Origin of the sequence: Rhodococcus sp. FH8, from assembly GCF_019266085.1 — a bacterium.
GTDB classification, from domain to species: domain Bacteria; phylum Actinomycetota; class Actinomycetes; order Mycobacteriales; family Mycobacteriaceae; genus Rhodococcus_F; species Rhodococcus_F qingshengii.
Genome location: NZ_LPNQ01000084.1, coordinates 262,641 through 284,928 on the forward strand (window position 1 = coordinate 262,641; position 22,288 = coordinate 284,928).

23 protein-coding genes are annotated in these 22,288 nt (G+C 62.3%); 12 read left to right on the top strand and 11 right to left on the bottom strand.

Features of this window, described 5'->3' with window-relative positions:
- The first annotated feature begins 68 nt into the window (after window positions 1–68).
- A complete protein-coding gene (locus ATN38_RS31655; RefSeq protein ID WP_042448756.1) occupies window positions 69–698 on the top strand; it encodes a helix-turn-helix domain-containing protein in 630 nt (209 codons plus the stop codon).
- A 2-nt stretch (window positions 699–700) separates the two neighbouring features.
- Window positions 701–1,417 (top strand): SRPBCC domain-containing protein, encoded by a 717-nt coding sequence (locus ATN38_RS31660; protein ID WP_218749355.1) that lies wholly within the window; start codon window positions 701–703, stop codon window positions 1,415–1,417.
- A 4-nt stretch (window positions 1,418–1,421) separates the two neighbouring features.
- Here ATN38_RS31660 and ATN38_RS31665 read toward each other — a convergent pair whose 3' ends face one another.
- The 4 genes from ATN38_RS31665 to ATN38_RS31680 all read right to left on the bottom strand — a co-directional run bounded on the left by ATN38_RS31665 (window position 1,422) and on the right by ATN38_RS31680 (window position 4,811).
- The gene (locus tag ATN38_RS31665) at window positions 1,422–2,822 is read right to left on the bottom strand and encodes a DUF2252 domain-containing protein (RefSeq protein WP_007728051.1); all 1,401 of its coding nucleotides are present in this window, start codon (window positions 2,820–2,822) and stop codon (window positions 1,422–1,424) included.
- Window positions 2,823–2,853: 31 nt separating this feature from the next.
- Window positions 2,854–3,273: a DUF1622 domain-containing protein gene (locus tag ATN38_RS31670; RefSeq protein ID WP_007728052.1), complete on the bottom strand. Its 420-nt coding sequence runs from the start codon at window positions 3,271–3,273 to the stop codon at window positions 2,854–2,856.
- 51 nt (window positions 3,274–3,324) lie between these two features.
- Window positions 3,325–4,356: an ABC transporter substrate-binding protein gene (locus tag ATN38_RS31675; protein ID WP_308251846.1), complete on the bottom strand. Its 1,032-nt coding sequence runs from the start codon at window positions 4,354–4,356 to the stop codon at window positions 3,325–3,327.
- A 101-nt stretch (window positions 4,357–4,457) separates the two neighbouring features.
- Window positions 4,458–4,811, bottom strand: a complete 354-nt coding sequence (locus ATN38_RS31680; RefSeq protein ID WP_218749356.1) for a zinc ribbon domain-containing protein YjdM — start codon at window positions 4,809–4,811, stop codon at window positions 4,458–4,460.
- 104 nt (window positions 4,812–4,915) lie between these two features.
- Between ATN38_RS31680 and ATN38_RS31685 the strand changes: the two genes are divergently transcribed.
- The 4 genes from ATN38_RS31685 (at window position 4,916) to ATN38_RS31700 (ending at window position 8,712) form a co-directional block, all read left to right on the top strand.
- Entirely contained in the window at window positions 4,916–5,548 is a 633-nt protein-coding gene (locus tag ATN38_RS31685; protein ID WP_047270417.1) for a TetR/AcrR family transcriptional regulator, read from the top strand.
- 41 nt (window positions 5,549–5,589) lie between these two features.
- Window positions 5,590–7,161, top strand: coding sequence for an MDR family MFS transporter (locus ATN38_RS31690; protein ID WP_047270375.1), 1,572 nt, complete (start codon window positions 5,590–5,592; stop codon window positions 7,159–7,161).
- A 17-nt stretch (window positions 7,162–7,178) separates the two neighbouring features.
- A complete protein-coding gene (locus tag ATN38_RS31695; protein ID WP_007728059.1) occupies window positions 7,179–7,775 on the top strand; it encodes a CHAP domain-containing protein in 597 nt (198 codons plus the stop codon).
- Window positions 7,776–7,983: 208 nt separating this feature from the next.
- On the top strand, window positions 7,984–8,712 hold the full coding sequence (locus ATN38_RS31700; protein ID WP_047270374.1) for an HD domain-containing protein: 729 nt from the start codon (window positions 7,984–7,986) through the stop codon (window positions 8,710–8,712).
- On the opposite strand, the gene ATN38_RS31705 is transcribed toward ATN38_RS31700, so the two are convergent.
- The gene (locus ATN38_RS31705; protein WP_003945018.1) at window positions 8,713–9,084 is read right to left on the bottom strand and encodes a cupin domain-containing protein; all 372 of its coding nucleotides are present in this window, start codon (window positions 9,082–9,084) and stop codon (window positions 8,713–8,715) included. It lies immediately after the preceding gene.
- Window positions 9,085–9,173: 89 nt separating this feature from the next.
- On the opposite strand from ATN38_RS31705, the gene ATN38_RS31710 reads away from it, so the two are divergent.
- Window positions 9,174–9,992, top strand: coding sequence for an AraC family transcriptional regulator (locus ATN38_RS31710; RefSeq protein ID WP_047270373.1), 819 nt, complete (start codon window positions 9,174–9,176; stop codon window positions 9,990–9,992).
- A 95-nt stretch (window positions 9,993–10,087) separates the two neighbouring features.
- Here the strand turns inward: ATN38_RS31710 and ATN38_RS31715 are convergent, their stop codons facing one another.
- Window positions 10,088–10,543, bottom strand: coding sequence for a hypothetical protein (locus tag ATN38_RS31715; protein ID WP_230691687.1), 456 nt, complete (start codon window positions 10,541–10,543; stop codon window positions 10,088–10,090).
- Entirely contained in the window at window positions 10,540–11,595 is a 1,056-nt protein-coding gene (locus ATN38_RS31720; protein ID WP_230793240.1) for a LacI family DNA-binding transcriptional regulator, read from the bottom strand. Before ATN38_RS31720 ends, ATN38_RS31715 begins: the two co-directional genes overlap by 4 nt.
- A 70-nt stretch (window positions 11,596–11,665) precedes the next feature.
- Here ATN38_RS31720 and ATN38_RS31725 point away from each other — a divergent pair, with 70 nt between their 5' ends.
- Window positions 11,666–12,895 carry an MFS transporter gene (locus ATN38_RS31725; protein WP_218749357.1) on the top strand — a complete coding sequence of 410 codons (1,230 nt, stop codon included), beginning with the start codon at window positions 11,666–11,668 and terminating at the stop codon, window positions 12,893–12,895.
- Here ATN38_RS31725 and ATN38_RS31730 read toward each other — a convergent pair.
- The 4 genes from ATN38_RS31730 to ATN38_RS31745 are packed head-to-tail and all read right to left on the bottom strand — an operon-like array spanning window position 12,856 to window position 18,600.
- Window positions 12,856–13,524, bottom strand: a complete 669-nt coding sequence (locus ATN38_RS31730; RefSeq protein ID WP_054826439.1) for a bifunctional 2-polyprenyl-6-hydroxyphenol methylase/3-demethylubiquinol 3-O-methyltransferase UbiG — start codon at window positions 13,522–13,524, stop codon at window positions 12,856–12,858. The genes ATN38_RS31725 and ATN38_RS31730 overlap by 40 nt on opposite strands.
- Window positions 13,525–13,560: 36 nt before the next feature.
- Window positions 13,561–16,104, bottom strand: coding sequence for a polynucleotide kinase-phosphatase (locus tag ATN38_RS31735; protein WP_218749358.1), 2,544 nt, complete (start codon window positions 16,102–16,104; stop codon window positions 13,561–13,563).
- Window positions 16,101–17,504, bottom strand: a complete 1,404-nt coding sequence (locus tag ATN38_RS31740) for a 3' terminal RNA ribose 2'-O-methyltransferase Hen1 (protein ID WP_374104633.1) — start codon at window positions 17,502–17,504, stop codon at window positions 16,101–16,103. The genes ATN38_RS31735 and ATN38_RS31740 overlap by 4 nt, the downstream gene beginning before the upstream one ends.
- A 58-nt stretch (window positions 17,505–17,562) precedes the next feature.
- A complete protein-coding gene (locus tag ATN38_RS31745; protein WP_003944842.1) occupies window positions 17,563–18,600 on the bottom strand; it encodes an Rv2578c family radical SAM protein in 1,038 nt (345 codons plus the stop codon).
- A gap of 98 nt (window positions 18,601–18,698) precedes the next feature.
- On the opposite strand from ATN38_RS31745, the gene ATN38_RS31750 reads away from it, so the two are divergent.
- The 4 genes from ATN38_RS31750 to ATN38_RS31765 are packed head-to-tail and all read left to right on the top strand — an operon-like array spanning window position 18,699 to window position 22,264.
- Window positions 18,699–19,064 (top strand): RidA family protein, encoded by a 366-nt coding sequence (locus ATN38_RS31750; RefSeq protein WP_019748335.1) that lies wholly within the window; start codon window positions 18,699–18,701, stop codon window positions 19,062–19,064.
- Between the two features lie 53 nt (window positions 19,065–19,117).
- Window positions 19,118–20,002: a DUF5995 family protein gene (locus ATN38_RS31755; RefSeq protein ID WP_080961165.1), complete on the top strand. Its 885-nt coding sequence runs from the start codon at window positions 19,118–19,120 to the stop codon at window positions 20,000–20,002.
- A gap of 49 nt (window positions 20,003–20,051) precedes the next feature.
- Window positions 20,052–21,485, top strand: coding sequence for a putative nucleotidyltransferase substrate binding domain-containing protein (locus ATN38_RS31760; RefSeq protein ID WP_256932258.1), 1,434 nt, complete (start codon window positions 20,052–20,054; stop codon window positions 21,483–21,485).
- A complete protein-coding gene (locus tag ATN38_RS31765; RefSeq protein ID WP_047888369.1) occupies window positions 21,482–22,264 on the top strand; it encodes a Fic family protein in 783 nt (260 codons plus the stop codon). Before ATN38_RS31760 ends, ATN38_RS31765 begins: the two co-directional genes overlap by 4 nt.
- Window positions 22,265–22,288: the final 24 nt, after the last annotated feature.

Consider the following 22,288-nt stretch of genomic DNA (forward strand, 5'->3'; position numbering starts at 1 on the left):
TCCGAAACCATCCCACCGACAATTTTTTCTGTCTTGACAGATTTAGTTGTCGGTGGGATGGTTTTCTCATGTTGGACGTAGCAGTCATCGATCGCCCCGGAGCTGCCGAGGCGTCGCTCGATCCGATTCGGCAACGGATTCTGGCCGAATTGGCGGTGCCGGGATCGGCATCCTCGCTGGCGCCCCGGATCGGGCTGACACGCCAGAAGGTGAACTACCACCTGCGCACTCTCGAAGACCACGGACTTGTCGAGCTCGTCGAGGAACGCAAGCGAGGCAACATGACCGAGCGAATCATGCAGGCCAGTGCCGCGTCGTACGTCATATCCCCTGCCGCCATGTCGGCGCTCGCCCCAGACCCGGGCCGGTTCCCCGATCAGCTCTCGGCGCGCTGGCTCGTCAGTCTCGCAGCGCGGATCGTCCGAGAGGTCGGCGAGCTGATCGCCGGCGCAACTGCAGCCGGAAAACCGTTGGCGTCCTTTGCCATCGACAGCGACATCACCTTTGCCACGGCGGCCGACCGTGCCGCGTTCGCCGGCGAACTCGGCGAGTCGATCAACTCACTCGTCGCCAAGTATCACAACGGCAATTCCGAAGGCGGACGCAAACACCGCCTCGTTGTCGCCTTGCATCCCAGCCTCACCACACCCCAAACCATCACAACCCAAGCCATCGACGCGCCCGAAACGGAGAAGTAGCAATGTCCGAGAAATTCGAAATCCGCCGCGAGGTGGTCGTCCCAGGAACCCCCGAGCAGATCTGGGCCGCCATCTCGGCCGAAACGGCCGGATGGATGTTCCCCTCCCCTCTCGAGATCCCCGCCGACGGCAGCCGCCCGGACAGCCCGATCATCGCGACCTGGGAGCCGCCCCGCGAACTCGCCATCCACATGCAAGGCCCCGACGGCTGGTTCAACAACCTCGAATACGTCGTCGAAGCACGCGACGAGAGCACCGCCGTTGTCCGCTACGTCCACGCCGGAGTGTTTGCCGATGACTGGGACAACCAGTACGACGGCGCGAGCAAGCACACGGACTTCTACCTGCACAGTCTCGGCCAATACGTGCGGTACTTCGCCGGAAAACCCGTCACCTATGTCTCGGCCGAAGGCCCGGAATCCTCGTCCGCGCCGCAAGCGATGGGAACGCTTCGCAGCGCCCTCGGAATCACCTCGGGCGCCGCTGTCGGTGACTCCGCGTCGGTGGAAGTCCCCGGAATCGGAACCGTCGACGCGATTGTCGACTACATCAACGACTGGTTCATCGGCTTGCGCACCGAGGACGCATTGCTGCGGTTCTACGGCCGAAATGCTTTCGGCGGCACCGTCGACGCGGCCCATCACCTCTTCGCAGAGGGCGCTGACGGTGGATCAGCAACGGCAGCGTGGCAGGGCTGGCTCGACGGCGTGTTCGCCTGAGTCGTCACACTCCCCGCTCTGCTGACACGCGACCGTCGTCGATTGCGGTCAGCAGAGCGGCATGATCGCGTGCATTGCGCTTGGCGTAGGCAGCCGCGAACTCCCCGATCGCGAAATCGAATTCGGTTCCGTCACCGAGATATTCGGCGATCGCTATCCGATCGGACGAGCGAGCGTGTGCGTAGGCAAGGACCCTGGCGCACAGGCGCCCGTAGAGTTCCAGCCCCTGCGGCACCATCTCTTCGATGACTGCCGACCCTTTACCGTCACGCAGTTGACGAATGTAGAAATCGTGCTCACCCTCGTCGAGCCCCGGCCCTCGTTCCCAGCCGAGAAAGATGTCGCTTGTCGCTTGCATCAAGCGTTGCCCGTTGACGACGCGTTCCCCTTCGTTCTTGAAGGTCGGACCGTCGACGTAGCCGGACAATACCGAGGGTTGCGCTTCCTTGACCTGCAGAATCAACGGATCGTCGTCGTCGACTCCTTTCATGAGGATCATCCATGCGCGTGTTCCGACGCTCCCGACACCGACAACCTTCCGCGCAATGTGCGTCATCTCGAAGCTTTCGAGCAACACCCGACGGTCCCACTGCAGCGTGCTCCGATACGACCGAACGCGCTGACGTAGCAACTCCTCGATCTGCGTGAGATCGGTCCCTGCGAACAACTCGTTTGCGGGCACGATCAGCGGCGGATCACTGATGAATTGCCGCCGGCCGTCGACGATTTCGGTGAACTTGCCTGCCGCCTGCACACTGTCGCGGCGACGAGCCTTGTCCAGCGTCGCTTGTGTGCGAGCAAGCATGCGCTTCTTCAGGTCGATCTGGAGAGCCTCGAGCCCGTCCTCGGGTGCGATGTGCGAGTACCAGACTGCAAGATTTCCCAATCCTGCCTGGGTGATCATGGTTTCCCGATACTCGGCCGCGCATCCGCGAACGATCTTCTTTCGCTCCTTGCCCGAAAATCCGTTGTCCTTTGCGGCGATCACCAAACTTGCGGCCAGACGCTTGACGTCCCATTCGAACGGTCCCGGGTACGTTTCGTCGAAGTCGTTGATGTCGAACGCGAGCTTTCGCTCGGGCGTCGCATAGATACCGAAGTTGCTCAGGTGCGCGTCGCCGCAGAGTTGGCTGGCAAGACCCGAATCCGGACTGCGTGACAAATCGTCGGCCATCACCAGCGCAGCGCCGCGGAAGAACGAGAACCGCGATGCCGACATCCGCCCGTATCGGATGGGCACCAGGTCCTGTACCCGCGACTTCGCCTGCAATTCGAGCAGTGATATCGGATCACGGTCACTCTCTGCCAGATCCGCGAGCGCGGCCAATGGCGTATCTCTACGCGCCTGACGGCCGCGTGCCCGCCTTTCGTCGACCGTGAGATGCTCGGTACGCACTGCTGTCATCTGCCCGACCTTTCACTCGCAACGGCTATCGCTACGAACTCGACGCGTCGGGCGTCGTGCGGCCTCCTGATCCGCGCGCTGCGCGTACCAGGAGTTCCGGACTTGACACCAACGCCTTGCGCCACGGAAGTACCCCGTCGATCTCGATCTGAATCGACAGGCTCAGCACGGTCCGAATAAGAACGATCATGCCCAGAACTGCGGCGTCTGTCAGCGACGGCGACGACGTCACCGTCTTCACCAGATCAGCGGCGACAAGGATCTCGAGGCCGAGAAGGATGACCGCGCCCATGGTCTCGCGCAGAGTACGAAACGCCGAACTACCGTCCCGCGTTCGACTCCATGCGCGCCCCGCGATCACGAATGCGAACACGAACCCGAGAACCATGGCGACAACACCGAGTACCTCGAACCATTCGGTGACCAGCTCGAAGAACCTGATTTTGTCCATGGTCATGATTCTCGAGGTAATGCACCGATAAGTCGAGGTGACACGACGGCGTCAGCTGAAGATCCGCTCGATGTCGTCGAGTCGCAGCTCGGTCGCGCGGGGAGAATAGCCCGAGCCCCACAGGCTGTCGTCGACGTAATGGACGTTCCCCGAGCGGACAGCGGGAAGACGCTCCCAGAGCGGGTTCATCGCCAACTGCGCACGGACGTCCTGCTGGTCCTGGAATGCGCCCACGATGATCACGTCGCTGGTCACCTGATCGAGTTGCTCCGCTGTGAGTGTGCGCGTGAACTCCTCCGATGTAGCTCGTTCGCCGGGGAAACCGAGGGCGTCGAGAAGAGCGTCGACCTGGTTGTAGACGACACCGTTCTCGCCGGTGCGGAGGAGGGTCACCGACGGCAACGAACCGAGGGCGGAGAGTCGATCCTTGATTGTGAGGAGGCGCTCTTCCGTTCTCGCGTTCAATTCCGCAGCAGCGTCTTCGCGTCGGACCGCGACGCCCATCGAGGTGACCAACTTCTTCATCTCGGCCCACGTGAGGTACCCGTTGAAGCCGGCGAATACTGGAACACCGGTCGCGGAGAGTTCGTCGTAGGACTTTGCCGCATAAGCATTTCCGGCGGTCAGGAGCATGACGATCAGATCCGGCGACGCGCCGATGATCGCTTCCTTGTTCCACGTCCCCGCCGTGCCGAGGTTCGGGATGTTCGCAGCCTCCGGCATCGTACGCAACACCGCGTCACCGCTCACACCCTCGAGACCGAAGAAGCCGCCGACGATCTTCTCCGGCGGCACACCGAGGTCGAGCACCGTCGCCATGGCGCTGACATGGGCGATGACCATTCGCTGCGGATCCGAAGGGATCTCGACACTGCCCGTCTCGTCCTGCACCGTGACGAGACCGCCTGACTCCAAGCCATTTTCGTCACTGCTGCACGCTGCCAGCAAGGTCGCGGCCGCGGCACCGAGCCCGGCGCCGAGGAAACCCCTGCGCGTCAGCGCATCGACGATGCGTTTCCACTGCTCGTCTGTATCGAGTGCGGTGTTATCGAGTGCGGGCACCAGGCAGATCGAGTTCGGCACAGTTCGGTCCATTCGTTCGAGCGGTCGAGAATCACCTCGATTGTGGCTATCGAACCGTCGAAACTGAACAGGATTTCGAGCCGACAACTATCGCTGTCCGGTCACACCTTCTTGACGACGCTCGACTTCAATTGCATCGGTCCGATGCCGTCGACCTTGCAGTCGATGTCGTGGTCACCAACGCCCTGGACAAGGCGGATGTTGCGAACTTTCGTACCTGACTTGATGCCGGTCGGACTGCCCTTCACCTTGAGCGTCTTGACGACCGTCACCGTGTCGCCGTCCGCAAGAATGTTGCCTACGGCATCTTTCACCACATCCAGGTCCTCGCTGGCACTATCGGTCGGCGCCCACTCGTGCGTGCAGGACGGGCAGACCATCAACGCGCCCATCTCGTAGGTGTATTCGCCGGCGCATTCAGGGCAAGGGGGCAAGGTGTCTTCCACGCGGTTCATCCTATCCACCAGGCACCCGATCCCCATTTTTGCATTTCATGAGGCATTCTTGGGCGAAATATTGCATTCGATGAAACTTTGCACTCTGTGCAATTATGGATGAAATGGGAACCGAAACTCTCGGATTGCGCGAACGAAAACGAATTGCGACGAGGCAGCTGATCGAGCACACCGCCGTCGAACTCGTTCTCGACCTGGGCTATGACGAAGTGACCGTCGAGAAGATCTGCGAAGCCTGCAATCTGTCGACCCGCACGTTCTTCAACTACTTCCCCACCAAGGACGCAGCGATCGGTGGGCTCATGCTCGTCGTGCCAAATGAGACGACCATGCTCACGCTCATCGGCGAGCACCCGGACGATCCGCTGCGCGGCGCCCTCGCGGTATTCGAGGCGGCGATGCAAATCGTCGACGAGCGACCCGATCTGCTCGCGCATCGACGCGAATTGTTCGAGCGTCATCCCACGCTGTTGCAACAACATCTGGCCACCTTCCACGATCTTGAAGACACGCTCACCCGGATCCTCACGCGGGAGTTGTCGAACAGAACCGAGTATCGCCGCCTGCACTCGGACACAGCCGCTGCCGACGAAGCCACAGCAACGGTCATCACCGCAGGCGCCGCGATGCGTTACGTCTTCCGAAAATGGCAGAACAGTGAACGGGCAAGCCCCAGAACAGATTTGCTCGATCCGGCACTACTCCTGATGGCTCGAATACTGAGGTCCGAGAGCTAATCCACACTCTCGCACCCGCCGTCACTCAACTAAGGAACTACATGTCCACTCGAGAAGCTGCGACCGTCGAGCCCGACGGCACGCATACCGACACCGAGGCCTCGCCGGACAAACGGTCGATCATCCTCGTTTTTGTCGGGCTGATGATCACGATGCTTCTGGCTTCGCTCGACCAGATGATCTTCAGTACCGCGTTGCCCACCATCGTGGGCGAATTGAACGGCGTCAACCACATGGTCTGGGTGACGACGGCATACATCCTCGCCTCGACCGTCATGATGCCGGTGTACGGAAAACTCGGTGACCTGATCGGCCGCAAGGGCCTCTTCATCGGCGCCATCAGCATTTTCATCGTCGGTTCGGTGATCGGCGGTCTGTCCCACGACATGACCACACTCATCGCTGGTCGAGCCGTGCAGGGACTCGGCGGCGGCGGATTGATCCTGCTTTCCCAGGCGATCATCGCCGACGTCGTCCCCGCCAGGCAACGCGGCCGGTACATGGGTGCGATGGGCGGGGTGTTCGCACTGGCTTCGGTTGCCGGTCCCCTACTCGGCGGCTGGTTCACCGAGGGCATCGGTTGGCGTTGGGCCTTCTGGATCAACATCCCCCTTGGCCTACTCGCCATCGCGAGCGCGATGGCATTTCTGCACCTGCGGAAGCCGAACCTCGGCAAGCCTCGCATCGACTATCTGGGCATGGTTCTCGTCGCGACGGCAGCGACGTGTCTGATCCTGTTCACGACCTGGGGCGGAAACACCTACGCCTGGGGATCGACCGTCATCATCGGGTTGATCGTCGGCTGCGTCGTGACGGCAGTGGCTTTTGTCTTCGTCGAAAAGCGTGCCGACGAACCGGTGATTCCGATGCACCTGTTCGCTCAGCGCAACTTCGTGTTGACCACCGTCGCCGGCCTGATCATCGGAATCGCCATGTTCGGTGCGCTCGCCTACCTGCCGACCTACATCCAAATGGTGACCGGCAAGAACGCCACCGAAGCTGGATTGATGATGATTCCCATGATGGCGGGCCTGCTCGTCGCCTCCATCGGGTCCGGCCAGCTGGTCAGCAAGACCGGCCGCTACAAGATCTTCCCCATCGTCGGAACATCCATCGTCGCTGTTGCTCTGGTCCTGCTCTCACGTCTGACGCCGTCGACCTCACTGCTGGTCTTCGGTTGCTACATCGCACTCATGGGTATCGGACTCGGCCTCGTCATGCAGATCTTGATCTTGATCGTGCAGAACACCTTCCCCGCGGCCGAAGTGGGAACGGCCACCGCGTCGAACAACTTCTTCCGCCAGATCGGTGCGTCGTTGGGCAGCGCGATCGTGGGCAGCCTGTTCGCCTCGCGTCTGACCAATCTCCTGGCCGAGCGACTCCCGGCGAATGGCGGCGCGGTCGGTGGTGACGAGAACTCCTTGACCCCGGGAATCCTCTGGAAGTTGCCGAGCCAGGTTCGCGAGATCATCGTCGGCGCGTACAACGACGCGCTCGCGCCGATCTTCCTCTACCTCGTCCCCTTGGTCATCGCAGCGGTCGTGTTGTTGCTCTTCGTCAAGGAGAAGCCACTCGCGACGACGATCGATCGCTCTGCACCCCCGCTCGAGTAATTGACTATCGTGGCGTGATGTCGCACGCACCGAATACGCCCAGACGCACTCTCGCTGTTCTGGGCGTATTCGGCGTTGCGGTGGTCGTAGTTGTCGCTGGCGCACTGTGGTGGTTCGCGCGCGGCGACGACGCTCTTGCCGGCGAGAATCTCGATTCGTTCCCGGCCGTCGATCACAGCATTCTCAGCGCTCAGCAGAGTGCGCTACTGGGCGTCCTCGAGCAGGAATGGGAGTCAGGGAGTCCCGGCACCAAGTACGCCGAGGGTGTCGAAGAATCGTGGTGTGCCGATTTCGTGAGCTGGTCGATGAACCAGATCGGCACGCCGTTCTCGAACCCCAACTCAGGGTCATGGCGCATCCCCGGGGTGTACACGCTGCAGGAGTATTACGAGTCCGTCGACGCGTTTGTCCCCTACGGTCAGGACTACCAACCCAAGGTCGGCGACACGATCCTGTACGGCGACTCGAGCCCCTTCGGCCAACACGTCAACGTCGTTCTGGTCAACGACGCCGGCACTCTGACGACCGTCGGCGGCAACGAGAACAACAAGGTCATGCTCCATCGCATCGTCCCGTCGGAAGTCCCGGGGATCGTCGGGTTCGGCGTCATCTGAGCCGAGCCCCACCGTCGTCGCTTGATGGTTCTTGCGAAGTGTAGAGGTGAGGTTACAGATTCGGGGTTGCCGTTGGATGGCACTTGCTATCAACCAATATTCGGATAATTCCGTGTTTCCGTCATTGACAGATATTAAACATCTGTGAAGAAATTTCCCTGCCAACTAGATTCGTATCCAGCTGTCCCCCACCCAGAACAGGAATTCGATGCGCCCTGGTGAGCTCACCACTCTCGAGCAGATACAACTCATGGCCCGCGCGGCTGCTGCGCAGGCCATGAGTGCTCCGTCGATGCTCCGACTGCGGCTCGGCCGCTACCCCACTCGCACACCCGAGCTGCGCAAACGCCCACTCCCCGACACCAAGCTGTGCAGCGAAGCGCTCGATCACGCCAGAGGAACCCTCTCCCCCGCGGTCTTGAACCACAGCCTGCGCTGCTGGATCTGGGCCGACGCCTTCGCGCAGATCGATGCGATCGAGTACGACCCCGAAGATCTCTTCACTGCGTGCGCCCTTCACGATGTCGGACTGGGCGCAGAAGGATCGGCCGAGCACGGGTGTTTCACCTACATCAGTGCCGCAGACGCAGAAGAACTCGCGACCAGAGTGGGAACTTCGGAGAGGTCGGTACAGCGAATCGGCGAAGCGATCCGTCTGCACATGGATCTGACCGTCGACCGCGGCGAGGGCGCTGACGCCTACCTACTGCATGCCGCAGCGCATTTCGACGTTGCCGGTCGGCGTGCGCCCGAAATTCCGCGAGCAACTGTTGATGCAACAATCGCGGAGTACCCGCGAACAGGGTTCACCGACGAGTTCGCGCAGTCGATGCGGCGCGAGGTCGAGCTCCGTCCTCACTCTCGCGCGGCGACGCTCTGGAGATCGGGAATGGCCTTGCCGTTGCGTACCAATCCCCTGGATTGGAAGAGCCGGTAACTACGAAAAGTCCTCGAGCACTGCGGTTCGCGCCCCTCCGACGTTCCCGGTATTCACCACGCCAACGGGTTCGATCAACATCACCTCCGCTTCGTCCTCGGCGATCGGGCAATGTTCGACTCCGCGAGGTACCACGAACAGTTCACCGGGCCCCAGTGGAACATCTCCGTTTCGGAGTTGGATTCGAATCTGCCCCTTCGTCACCAGGAACATTTCGTCGGTGTCGGTGTGGGAGTGCCAGACGAATTCACCTTTGATCTTGACGATCTTGATCTCGTAATCATTGAGGGCCGCAATCTTCTTGGGCGACCAGTGCTCGGTGAACTGACCGAACTTCTCGCGGAGCGATACCGCTGTTGCCGAACTGTTCATGTTGTTCCTCCCTCGGGCGCGCCACCACCGCGATGACGACCCCGCCACTCTTCGTCACCCGAGGCAGCTGCGTCTTGTACGTTTCTGACATGGATCCCCGCGGCGCACAGATCACCGCGTGGGCACCGGGCCTCGCGGGAATCACCGAGGTCTTCCATGCCGATTTCGTCGGACACGCCTATCCCAAACACACGCACGATCAGTGGTCTCTGATGCTCGTCGACCGCGGCACGATTGCATACGACCTCGATCATCGCGCTCATGGCGCGGCACCCGAGATCGTGACTCTGTTGCCGCCAGGCATTGCACACGACGGAGTTCCGGTCACCGAGGCCGGATTTCGTCAACGAATCCTCTACCTCGACACGTCAGTTCTCGGCGAGGTCCTCATAGGCCCGGCGGTGGACAGCCCCGAGATTCGAGACCCTCTGCTGCGCCATCGCATCGATCAACTGCACTCTGCACTCGGCCCGGACGGCGAATCACTCGAGGCCGAAAGTCGCCTGGGATTCCTCGCTGAAAGATTGAACGAGATCCTCACACCGGCCACAGGTCGATCCCTTCACACGCGGACCGTTGACGAACGCGTTGCCGATCAACTTCGGGACCTGCTCGATGCGCGACTCACAACGGGAATCACGATGCGGGAAGCGTCGAACATCCTGCAGCGGAAGCCCACGTATCTGATCAAGAACTTCGCGAAGCATTTCGGGCTTCCGCCTCACAAGTACGTGACGGGACGTCGAATCGATCTGGCGCGACGCGCAATCCTCGCCGGGCGCGAATTGGCGGACGTGGCCGTCGACGTCGGATTCCACGATCAATCCCACCTGTCGCGGCACTTCGTCAAGCATGTCGGGGCGCCGCCCGGCAAATACTCACTGAACGTGGCCAGTGGAGCGCGCTAGTCGCAGCACCTGGCACCGGTTTCGTCGAGCAGACACTGGTTCCGGTCAGCTGGAGTCTGTGTCCACTGAATAAAAACGGTGTCAGGTCCCAACGATCAAGCAGCCGTCTCGAGGTCGACCAGGAGGAAGTCCTCGCGCCGCGGCCCGTATTCACGATCGGTCAGCTGATACGAGCGCAACGCGCGAGGTGCACGGGCCAACTCGTAGAAGCGCTCGGAGCCAGGCACGAATTGCCTCGTAGCCCAACCCCAATCTGCGCCGTGCGGAATCTTCGGGTCGGGAAGCATGTCGGACTCGATCGACATGAGCCGCAGGCGCCGAACTACCCCGGTCGTGGCGGCATCTGCGCCGAAGTCTATCCACGCCTGACGCGCGTTTGGGTCGTCACGAGGAGTTCCGGCAAGTAGGTGCAATGCACCCGCGACTTCGGCAACCGCCCACCGGCGCGGGTTGTCGACATTCCAGGAGAGTCCCCACCGGACGGTCTCCCCCAATTCTGGAGGGACAAACCACCGAAGACGCAGACCGTCGATGACTACCGGCGTGATCATCGCGTCGAGGTTCGCCGACGCACCGACCATTCGACCGGCTCGACCGCATCGTCGAGCCCGAGAACCACGCGAGCTGCATTGCGCCCTTGATCGAACAGGGACTGGCGAACCGTTGTCAGGCCGGCGTCCGATGCGGCTGTTGTGTCGTCCCATCCGACGACTGCGACATCGTCGGGCAGCGCGAGGCCGAGTTCACGGATCGCGTCCAGAACCCCCAGAGCCAGTTCGTCACTCATCGCCAAGATGACATCGGGCCTTCGGCTCTCGGGAACGTCGAGCAGGGACCGAGCCATCCGCGCACCCTCGCTCCGCTCGTTGACAGTGACCACCCCCACCCGCACCGAGGACCAATCGAGGCCCGCATCGCGGACGGCGCGCTCGTAGCCCTCGAGCCGATGGCGGGACACCGGAAAGAACGCTTCACCTGGATCCACGTCCATCCGAATTTCGGACCGACGCTCACGATCCCACGGAAGGCTGATCACCGCGGGCCGCTGCGCCCCCGACAACCCGACTGCCGCGATCGCAACGGCGCCGGCAACATCGTCCATCCCGACGAGATCCACACCCTCGTGCAACGGACCACCCTGGATGCATGCGGGTTTTCCGGTGCCGACAATCGCGTCGAGGATGGGATCGTCGAAGACGGTGGTCCAGACGACAAAACCGTCTACTGCCGCGTCGCGAACTCTGTCGACGTCTCCCGGTTTCCCCGAGTTCGGCAGCATCATCAGCCCGGCGTTCGCATCCAGGCACGCTTCGGCGACTCCCGAGAGGAATCGCCGAGCTACTGCGTCTTCGAAGGCGTACGTCAGCTTCTCGCTGAAGACGACCGCGATGTTGTTGAATTTCCCGCTCCGCAAGGACTGCGCCGCCCGGTTCGGGCCCGCGTACTCGAGCTCTTCGGCGGCGGCGAACACCTTGGCCCGCGTTGATTCAGACACGCGCTCGGGCTGCGCGAAGGAGTACGACACCGACATCACCGACACGCCTGCGGCCTTGGCGACGTCGGCCATCGTCGGACGACTCGAACGCTGCGCACGTATGGCCATGAGCATCAGCATAGCGAGTGAAAAATATCCATTGCGCAGGTGTGTATCGATACATGTATCGTTACACAACATGAGTGCTCGACTGCCGAAGGCAACCACGCTACGGCTGATGACACTGGCCGGAGCAGCCTTCGCCTACGTGACGGCCGAAATGCTCCCCGTCGGACTGCTCAGCGAAATCTCGACGGACCTCGACGTCACCGAAGGGCGTGTCGGCCTACTGCTGACCTTCTACGCATACGGTGTCGCGGTCTTGACGCTTCCGCTGATCGGAGCGGTCAAAACCTGGCCGCGACGACGCGTCGTCGTTCTGACGGTGGCCACCCTCGCGGTGTCGCAACTGGTCGCAGCATTGGCCGTCAACTATCCGATGCTGGTGATCGGACGATTGCTCTGCGCTGCGACGCACGGAGTGTTCTGGGCTGTCGTTGCCCCGGTCGCAGCCACTCTGGTTCCGCGCGGACAACAGGGCAAGGCCATCGCGATGGTGTATGCCGGAACGTCTCTCGCTTTTGTTCTCGGAGGGCCACTGTCTTCGGCGATCGGCCAGTCCTGGGGTTGGCGGACCGCGTCGGCGGCAATCGGTGTGGTGGCAGTGGGCATTGCTTTCTCACTGCATCGTGCGTTGCCAGAAATGCCGGTCGATCAACACCATCGGAGTAAGCGAGACAAACCGAAGCCGACACCGGCGATGAAACGGGCACTCGCCGTCATCTGCGCGGCAACGCTGTTTGCCGCCCTTGGGCAATTCGCTTCGTACACGTTCTTCACACTTCTGGTGGAGGAAAGCCTCGGCTCGTCCGGTGGCATCCGTACCGCGATGCTTCTGGTCTACGGCGCCGCCGGCGCCGTCGGAGTGTGGGTCGCCGGCAAGTACTACGACCGCCGACCGCGCCTCTTCACGCTCATCTCGATCGCGACGGTGGCAGGCGCGCTGGCCATCTTCTGGCTCTTGGCGCCGTCGATGGGAGCGTTCGCTGTCGTCGCCACGATCTTGTGGGGTGCGGCGTTCACCACCGTTCCGATCTGCCTCCAGTCCTCGGTTCTGCGCGCCGTCCCGATCGGGACCGACCGTGCCTCAGCCATCTACGTCGTCGTGTTCCAGATCGCGATTGCAACGGGCGCTCTGCTCGGTGCGGCCGTCGTCGACAGTGGCGGGCTCTCACATCTGGCGGGCATCGGGGTCGCTCTGATGATCGCTTCGTTGGCGATAGTCGGGTTCGGCCGACGCGCGTTTCCCCAGGAACCGGAACGGTCTACTTACTCCCCCACCGACGCGCCGGCCGGACTCTCGTCGTAGATCAGGGTGTATCGCCAGAACAGTCGTCTCCTGATCCGGCTACCTGGCAAATACAACGCGGCCGCGCGTCGGACGTCAGCCATCGACTCACCCGGTTCCGCGGTGGGAGCTGTCATCGCCTTCAGTGGCTCGGAGGCAACCCGTCGATGCTTGACGACGCCGACGACGGGATTGCACACGGTCGCCAACACCGACAGGAGTGCGTCGGTGGCTGTGGTCGATCGATAACACCCGACCACGACGAGCCGCCCGCCCGGTTCGAGCAGGCTACTCAGCTGCTTCATCGATTCTTCGAGTGGAAGATGATGCAACGCTGCGACGACTGTGATCGCGTCGTACTTCGCCTCGGATGCAAAGTCCTCGATCCGCTGCGCGTCGATGATCACGTTCCCGTCGTCGACAAACCTTGCGCGCACGGCGGCCGAGGTTGTCAGGTCGGGTTCCACACCGACCACCACGTCGAACCGCCGACGCAAGAGGTCGATCAGATTGCCGGTCCCGCTCCCCACGTCGAGAGCGCGACCGGACCTGACCCCGCGCAGATTACGTAGAACCCACCGGCCGTAGTGATCGTTGTGACTCCACGGATGGCGTCGATTGAAACCGTCCAAGCGAGCAATCACACCCATACCCGACGGTATCAATCCGAGCCCGCGCACCGGCCGTCACAACCGCGGGTCGACCGGCTCCGATTCGAGAGCCAGCACCGCGAACACGGCCTGGTGCGCTCGCCACAAAGGTTCACGGTCGACGAGCCTGGATACCGCCTCCATGCCGAGCGCGTACTCGCGCAGCGCCATCGACTGCTTGTGTCCGAGGTTGCGGTTACGCAATCTCGCAAGCGTCGACGGTTCGAGGTAGTCGGCACCGTAGATCAATCGCAGGTACTCCCGGCCGCGGACCTTGATCCCCGGCTGAACCTTCGCGTTGTACCCCCGCGGTCCGTGAATCTGATTCGCCAGCGGTTTGACGACCATCCCCTCACCACCGTCGCCGGTGAGCGACTCCCACCACTTCGTCGCTTCGGACACCGAGTCCTCGGAACCGAGATCGACCACCAGGCGACGTGTAGTGGTAAATCGACTCGGGTCGGCCTCGGCCAGGCGATCCGAAATACCGAGGTGCCATTCGTGATCCCGTTCCCCGTACGACTGGCCCTCGGCCGCCAGAATCTGGAACGGCGCGATGGTGACGCCGTCCAGTCCGTTCGTCGGCCACACGTACCGTCGGTAGGCCTCGCCGAAGCGCTCGATACTGGCGGCCCGAACAGTTGTCTGTTCGAACATCTCCGCCACGTCCAGGCCCCGCGACCCGGCCCGCGCCAACACGGCCTCGCGAGCTGTGAGGTCTGATCGCCCGGCCGCCGCGACCGACGCGTACTGCGAGCGCAGCAGACCTTCCGCTTTGACGTTCCACGGCAACAGTTCGCAGTCGAGGAGCAGCCAGTCGGTGCCCAGCTCTTCCCACAACCCAGCGGAGGTGACTGCGGCGGCGATGTCGTCGATCAACTGCTGAGTCAGGTCGTCGTCGAAGAACTGGCGGCCGGTGCGGGTGTGCACCATCCCGGTGAGCGCATCCGGTGCGTCGAAGCGGGACTGAGCAACCGATCGATCACGGCACACGAGCACCACTGCCCGCGAACCCATGTGCTTCTCTTCGCAGATCACTGTTCCGATTCCGCCGGCCCGGTATGCGTCGAACGCGGTCGACGGGTGTTCCAGATAGTCATCGGATTGGGCGCTCGCGCAGGGCGCCATGGTCGGCGGTAGGTACCGCAGCCATTGCGGCGCGACCGCGAATCGGCTCATCACTTCCAAGGCGCCGGCAGCGTTGTCGGTGCGAACGGACACTCGACCGCGCAGTTCGGTGTCGACGCCGGTCGTTTCGAGGACGTCGGCGAGATCGAGCACATCTGGATCACGAGTCGGCGGTGCCAGCGGTACCACCGGCTCGTACCAAACCTGCTCCGCCGGAACCGACACGATCTCTCGTTCCGGGTATCGAAGGGCGGTGAGGGATCCACCGAAGACGCACCCGGTGTCGAGGCACGCGGTGTTGTTGATCCATTCCACCTCGTGCACCGGCGTGTGACCGTAGAGGACCATCGCTGATCCTCGGTAGTCCTGCGCCCACGGGTATCGAACGGGTAAGCCGAATTCGTCCGTCTCACCGGTAGTTTCACCGTAGAGCGCAAAGCTCCGGACTCGACCGGATGCCCTGTTGTGGTAGTCCTCCTTGAGACCGGCGTGCGCGACAACGAGTTTGCCGTCGTCCAGGACGAGGTGCGCGACGAGGCCGTCACAGAAGTCGACGACGCTTTCGCGGAACTCCGCCGACTCGGTGGCCATCTGCTCGAGGGTCTCGGCGAGTCCGTGACTCGGCGTGACCTTCTTGCCGCGCAGCGCCTTGACGAGTTTGTTCTCGTGGTTACCCGGAACCGCTATCGCGTGTCCCGCCGCGACCATCCCCATGACCAGACGCAGCACACCGACCGAATCCGGACCTCGATCCACGTAGTCACCGAGGAAGACGGCAGTTCGCCCGACCGGCGGCACCGCATCGACAGCTCTGCCATCCGTCCCGAAGTCGATGGTGTAGCCGAGTTTCACGAGGAGCGTCTCGAGCTCGCTTCGACATCCGTGGATGTCACCGATGACGTCGAACGGACCACGCTCGACACGCAGATCGCTGCGGAGCGGGTGGCGCAAGAATGTGGCTTCGGAAACCGCGTCCTCACCTCTGAGTATGTGAACCGAACGGAAACCTTCCTTGCCCAACCCGCGAAGCGAGCGAGTCAGCTGTTGGTGCTGGCGGCGAATGACGTCGCGTCCGAACGTCCGATCAGAGCGTGCGTCGTTGCGCGCAGAACAGACCGATTCCGGAATATCGAGCACGACTGCCACCGGCAGTATGTCGTGCTCGCGAGCCAACGCAACGAGTCGCTTGCGCGCGGCGGGCTGGACGTTGGTCGCGTCGACCACCGTGAGGCGTCCGCGTCGCAAACGCTTGGCCGCGACGAACTCCAGCACTTCGAAAGCATCGGACGTCGACTCCTGTGAGTTCGGATCATCACTGACCCACCCTCTGAATGTGTCACTCGAGAGAGTTTCGAACTCACTGAAGTGACGCGCCGCAAAGGTCGACTTTCCCGAGCCACTGACGCCGATGAGTACTACCAGGGCGAGATCTGGAATCTCGTACACCGTCATGACGTTCGTGCCTCCTTCGTGAAGATTGCCATCTGTGTCGGCCCGCCAAGGACCGGATCAATTGCTCCGACAAATTCGAACTCCACGCAATAGCCGTGGACTCGGGCCGTTTCGGATGCCCAGTCGCGGAATTGGGTTCGGGAGAACTCGAACCTGTGATCGGGGTGCCTGAACTCTCCCGCGGCCAATGCCGGATACAGCACGTTGTAGTCGGCATTCGGAGTAGTCAGCAGCACATACTGCGGTGCTGCGTCCACGAAGACCGATCTGACCAGCGCCGGCAGGCGCGCCGTGTCGACGTGCTCGACCACCTCCATCAGCACGGCTGCGTCGAAGCCTTTCAAGCGTGCGTCGCGGTACGTCGCGGACGACTGCATCAAAGACACACGTTCACGTTGGGCGTCGGACATTTCGGTGAACTTCAATCTGCGTTGCGCCCGTGTCAGTTCGCGCGCGCTCACATCGACGCCGACAAGTTTGTCGAATTGAGCGTGCGGCATCAGCACCTCGATCAGTTTGCCTTCGCCGCAACCGATGTCGACAATCGTTCTGACGTGCAGTCGCTGAAGCGTCGCCAAAACTGCGTCGACGCGAAGCCGTGCCAGCGGCGGATCCGGTCGCGGTAGTTCGATCTGCGCCTCGGCTTGTTCGGGAATCAGTCGATCGACCACCGATTCGACCAGGTCGCGTCGACGCGCCAGGTAGCGGGACATGATCAGCGCGGAATCCGGATGCGACGCCAACCACTCTCCAGCGACGCGGATCAACTTGTCTGCCTCGTCGGGTCCCACCCAGTAGTGCTTCACGTCGTCGAGGACCGGCAACAGCACGTAGAGGTGCCGAAGGGCACTCTGCACCGTGTGTTCCCCGGTGAGCGTCAACGACACGAAGTCGGAGTTTCCCCACGTCGGCAGGTGCGGATCAAGCTGCACCGGTATCGCGGTCACATCCCAGCCCAGCGGCTCGAACAACCGACGAGGCAATTCCGCATCGCCGCCGCACGGAACCACCGGAATCGAGACGGTCAACGCGAGTTCGGTTCCGACGAGTTCCGGGTGCGACTTGCACGTTCCCGTCAACGCGGTGCGAAACAGCTTCGACAGAGCAACCGAGAGTATGGACGACGCCGCATACGGCCGATCATTGACATACTCACCCAGCGAAAAGTTGTCGCCACTCTTGCCGCGTCGATACCTACTCTGCACAAGTTCGATGGGGTCGACGTCCACAATCACTGCCACCGTGGTCTTTTCGGCCGAGGCCTCCGGGTACAGAACCGTGGCGGTGCCGATCGCCAAGTCGAAGCTTTGCACGCGGTCGGGATGTTTGTGCAGCAGGTAGCTCAACGCGGTCGCATCAGGAGTCTGCGGGGTCGGGGTGGACGTCAGTGTGAGTAGCACCAGGCGAATGTAGCCCGGCAAACGTCCGGGGCGCCTCCGATTTACGCGCCCGCGGCCGTCAGAACAAAGTGAGAGCTGCTCCCGCACCCACCAGTTCTCGGGGCGCCTCACGCGGCTCACTGCCAGCTGCACTGACGTCTCGATGCTCCGAACGACCACCCAACCCATGGCGCTCGACCAATGGCTCGACACGGCTTGCGAGCCAACGCTTGTATTCGGGAGTGACATACGCGCCCCGCCCGTACAGCTCGCGGTAGCGACGGATGAGCGCCGGATGTTCCTGAGCAAGCCAATTCATGAACCAACCCCGAGTACTCCCCCGCAGGTGCATCGGGAAGACCGTCACACTCGTCGCACCGGCTTCGGACAGTGCCTCGAACAGCCCGTCGAGATGACTGGTGGAATCGGTGAGGAACGGAATGACCGGCGCCACCATGACATTGCACGAGAATCCCGCGTCGGTGATGGCGCGGATCATCTCGAGACGCGCCCGCGGCGACGGGGTACCAGGCTCGATCTGCTTCTGAAGTGCAGCGTCGTTGATCGCCAACGACACTCCGATTCCGACGTCGACCTGCGCCGCCGCCATTTTCAACAGCGGCAGGTCCCGTCGGAGCAAAGTTCCCTTCGTCAAGATCGAGAAGGGAGTTCCGGATTCGGTCAACGCGCGAATAATGCCGGGCATCAAGCGGTATCGGCCCTCCGCTCGCTGATAGGGATCGGTGTTGGTACCCAGTGCCACCGCCTCCCGCTTCCAGGACTTTCGCGCCAACTCTTTGCGGAGCACCGCGGCAATGTTCGTCTTCACGACCACTTGGGAATCGAAATCCGCGCCGGCGTCGAGGTCGAGATACTCGTGACTCGGTCTCGCGAAACAATATCGGCATGCGTGCGAGCAACCACGAAAAGCGTTGACGGTGAAGCTGAACGGCAACGTCGACTCTTCGGGCATCTTGTTGAGCGCGCTCTTGCAGAGCACCTCGTGAAACGTGATTCCCTCGAACTCGGGAGTCTGCACGGAGCGAACCAACCCGGCTCGTTCGAGTCCGGGTAGCGCTCCGTCATCTGCATCCAATGCCTGACCCGACCACCTCATGGCCCCAAGTCGAACACTTGTTCTAAGGTATGTCAAGATGGAGCGAATCCCCGACCGTGCCTCACCACGGCCGGGAAGTTGTTGGCAGAATTCGGTGCATGTCGAACAGAATCAATATTTCGTCCGGTTCCGAATGGGAACCCAAGATCGGTTACTCCCGTGCCGTGCGCATCGGTAACCAGATCGCAGTCTCCGGCACCACCGCTCCTGGTGAGACCCTCACAGATCAGACCCGCGCGGCGCTCGAAACTATCAAGGCAGCACTTGCCGAGGCCGGCGCCTCGCTCGACGACGTCATCCGCACTCGCATGTACCTGCGCGACATGACGCAGTGGGAGCAGGCCGCTCTCGCGCACGGTGAAGTGTTCGGCGAGATTCGTCCCGCCACGACGATCCTCGAGGTCAGCTCGCTGATCGACCCCGCTCTGCTCATCGAGATCGAGGCCGACGCGGTTCTCAGCTGATCGCCAATCCGGACATTTGTGAAATGGGCGCCTAGTCTGAGCCGATGAAACCGATGCGGCTGTATCCGTTGACGCTCGCGCTCGGCATCACCGCCGCTTTCCTCTCGCCCGGTTCTGCACTCGCAGAACCGGGCGAGAGTCTTTCGACGGCTTGCGGCAGCCAGTTGAGCAATGCCGAGGTGGGCCGGATTGCCGAACTCAGCGACGTCACGACCCTGAACGGTGCCGGACTGCCTCGGCTCGAGACCGCTGTCGAACGTCATCGTGAGATCACGTCGATCCTCGTCTCACACCAGGATTGGCGAGGCTTGTTCTCCATCGGCCTGGACGCTGTCGAACACGAGGCGGTGATGCCGCTGCAGCGAGACCCTGCGGCCTTCGCCGATGACGAGTGGGCCCATTCCGTCAGCTTCGAATTGCTGCGCAGGTACCTGGTGAACGTCCATGCAGAGTTCACCGGTACTCCCACCGATCCGGCGTGGAGCAACTACTTCGCCCTGACACGTCAGTGCGACGCCAGTCCAGCACGGGTCGCCATGGCCGGCTACAACGCGCATCTCACCGTCGACCTCGCTCACGCCGTCGCCACGTCCGGAACCACTGCGGAGGATGTCCCCGATTTTTACAAGATCGTCGATTCCATTGCCGTCAAGGGTGGTTCGATCGTGACCCTCACCAAGGCCGAGTACGACGCCGATCTGGGGCCGCTCTGGCGGTTCTACTTCGTCGGCGAAGGACTCGACCGATTGGCCGGAAACTCGCAGCCCTCGGAACTGCTGCTCCGCGCCGCCGACAGCGGATACAACACCATCACGCTGGCCAACGGATTCGCCCTCCAGAATCCGCAGACACGTCCTGGCGCAGAACAGGAGATCGACGCGCTCTGGCGTACTACAGATTCCGCTCTCGACGTACTCTCGCGACTCGGTGGTCTCTGACATCTCACCCTCCGCTGCCTGAACCGGACACACCTGCGACAATGACCCCATGACGGGGCACTCGACGGGGCAAGGCATGCAGAGTCCCGCTATGCGCCGGGTGCGAGACCTGTTGCGCGGGCCCGCAATTGTCTGCGATGGCCGAGCAACCATCCGCGAGGCCGCGAAGTTGATGACCGATGCGGGCCGCCGCGCTGTTGTGATCCCGACGGAAACAACCGGTTTCGGAATCTTCACCGAAGGTGACCTACGTGCTCGCGTGGTAGTCGGTGGTATCGACAGCAATCAGCCGGTATCAACGGTGATGACGCCGTCAGCAGTGACAGTCGATCCGGATCGATTGGGCGCCGACGCCGTGACCGACATGCTCGAGTACGGATTGCGCCATCTCCCGGTCGTGACCGAGGCAGGCGCACTGATGGGCGTGCTCGAACTCAGCGACCTCCTGACTTCGGCCACCAATCAGGGTTTCGAACTGCGCGCAGCGCTCGCCACAGCACAGGATGACGCCCACCTCGTCGAAACAGCCCGCGCGGTCCCTGTTCTGGTGACGGAATTGGTGGCGTCACGGGTCTCACCGCTCGACATCGGCGCGACGCTGGCCGTGCTGATCGACGTGACGGTCAGGCGAGCCATCGAATTGGTGGTGGGCGGAGATGAGCGACCGGATTTCGCGTGGCTGTCGCTCGGCAGCGTCGCCAGACGTGAAGCGCTCCCCTCTTCGGATATCGACAGTGCGCTGGTGTGGGGCGGCGAATCTCATCACGAGGGAGCCGACGCCGCGAAGACCATCCACGACATCCTCGATCTCTGCGGGTTCCCTCGCGACACCAAGAACGCCGTCGCGACCCAGGCCAGGTTCGCTCGGACGCTCCCACAATGGCGCACTGCGCTGCGGAAATGGGTATCCAATCCGTACCAGGACCAGGCCCTGGTCATGTTGTCGATGCTGGCGGATGCCCGCGTCGTCGCGGGCGATCCGGCGTTGGATCCTCGCCCTGCGGCGTTGGATCAACTGCGACTGCACCCGGCCGTCATGCGACTGCTCCTTCGCGAAGCCGTCGGAGACAAGGCAAAGCTCCATTCGTTCAAGGACGTGATGACGCGTCGGACCGGAACCGTCAACCTCAAAGCCAGCGCCGTCCAACCGATCGTGAACATCGCTCGTTGGGCGGGGATTTCCGTGGGCGCCCGCACGAGTTCGACACTCGAACGCCTCAAGGCTGCAGCGGGAAGCGGTTTCCTACTCGACGACGACGCCCAGGTACTGATCGAATCTTTCGAGGTGTTGCAGCAGATTCGTGTCCGCCACCAGACCGATCAGTTCGCGGCAGGTCGGCCACCGACCGACGAAGTCGTGATCTCCGAACTCACTCCGCTCTCGCGGAGCTTGCTGAGCAATGCAGTGCGCGAGGTCGCAGGTGTGCAACGACGACTCGAATATGCCGCGTCCGCGTCGGCGCTACCCGACATCGATCCGTGAATCGCACTGCGCTCGAACAGGTTCTAGCGGCGGAGCGCCTCGAAGGCTGGGATCCGAGTAACGAGCAGATCGCGGAACTCGAGGCCGTCATGATCGGGATGCTCTCTCGGCGTGAGTATTTCGAGCAGGAATTGGCGCGAGCAGTCGGCCTCTCGTCTGCAATTCCCCCGCGAATCCGCTGGCGAAGATCAGCGCCGTACGTCTATCGCGGTACATCGGTGCTCGAGAACAATTTCGACGTGCGAGATCCCGCCGCACTGCAATCACTCGAGTTCGCGGCGACCGCGCTTCGCCTGGGTGAGGCGCATCTCGGCAGCGACCTCGTACCGCACACGCGAGACACAGCCGAACTTCTCCTACTTCACCAGCACGTTTTCCAAGATCTGTACCAGTGGGCCGGCCACATCAGAACCGTCGACATCAGGAAAGGTGCGGCAACGTTTGCTCCGGTCTCGGCGATTCGGAACTACCTGTCCGAGGTGGAAGAGATCATCGCCGCCGTCGATTGGGTAGCGCTCGATCACGGCGCTGCGTCGTTCGCGCTCGCATCGGTGTACTCGACGCTCAATCATGCCCACCCGTTTCGGGAAGGAAACGGGCGAACCGGAACCCTCTTCCTGCACCGACTCGCCGCGGACACCCGGTATCAGCTCGACTTGTCGCGGGTGAGCAGAACCGAGTGGGTATCCGCGTCGAGGGATTCTGCGCCTTTCCGGCCCACCGGAACCCCGTCGCCTCGCCCGTTCATCGATCTGTTCAATCGCGCGCTGACTCGCTGACGCAAACATCTGCTGCCCGTTCCA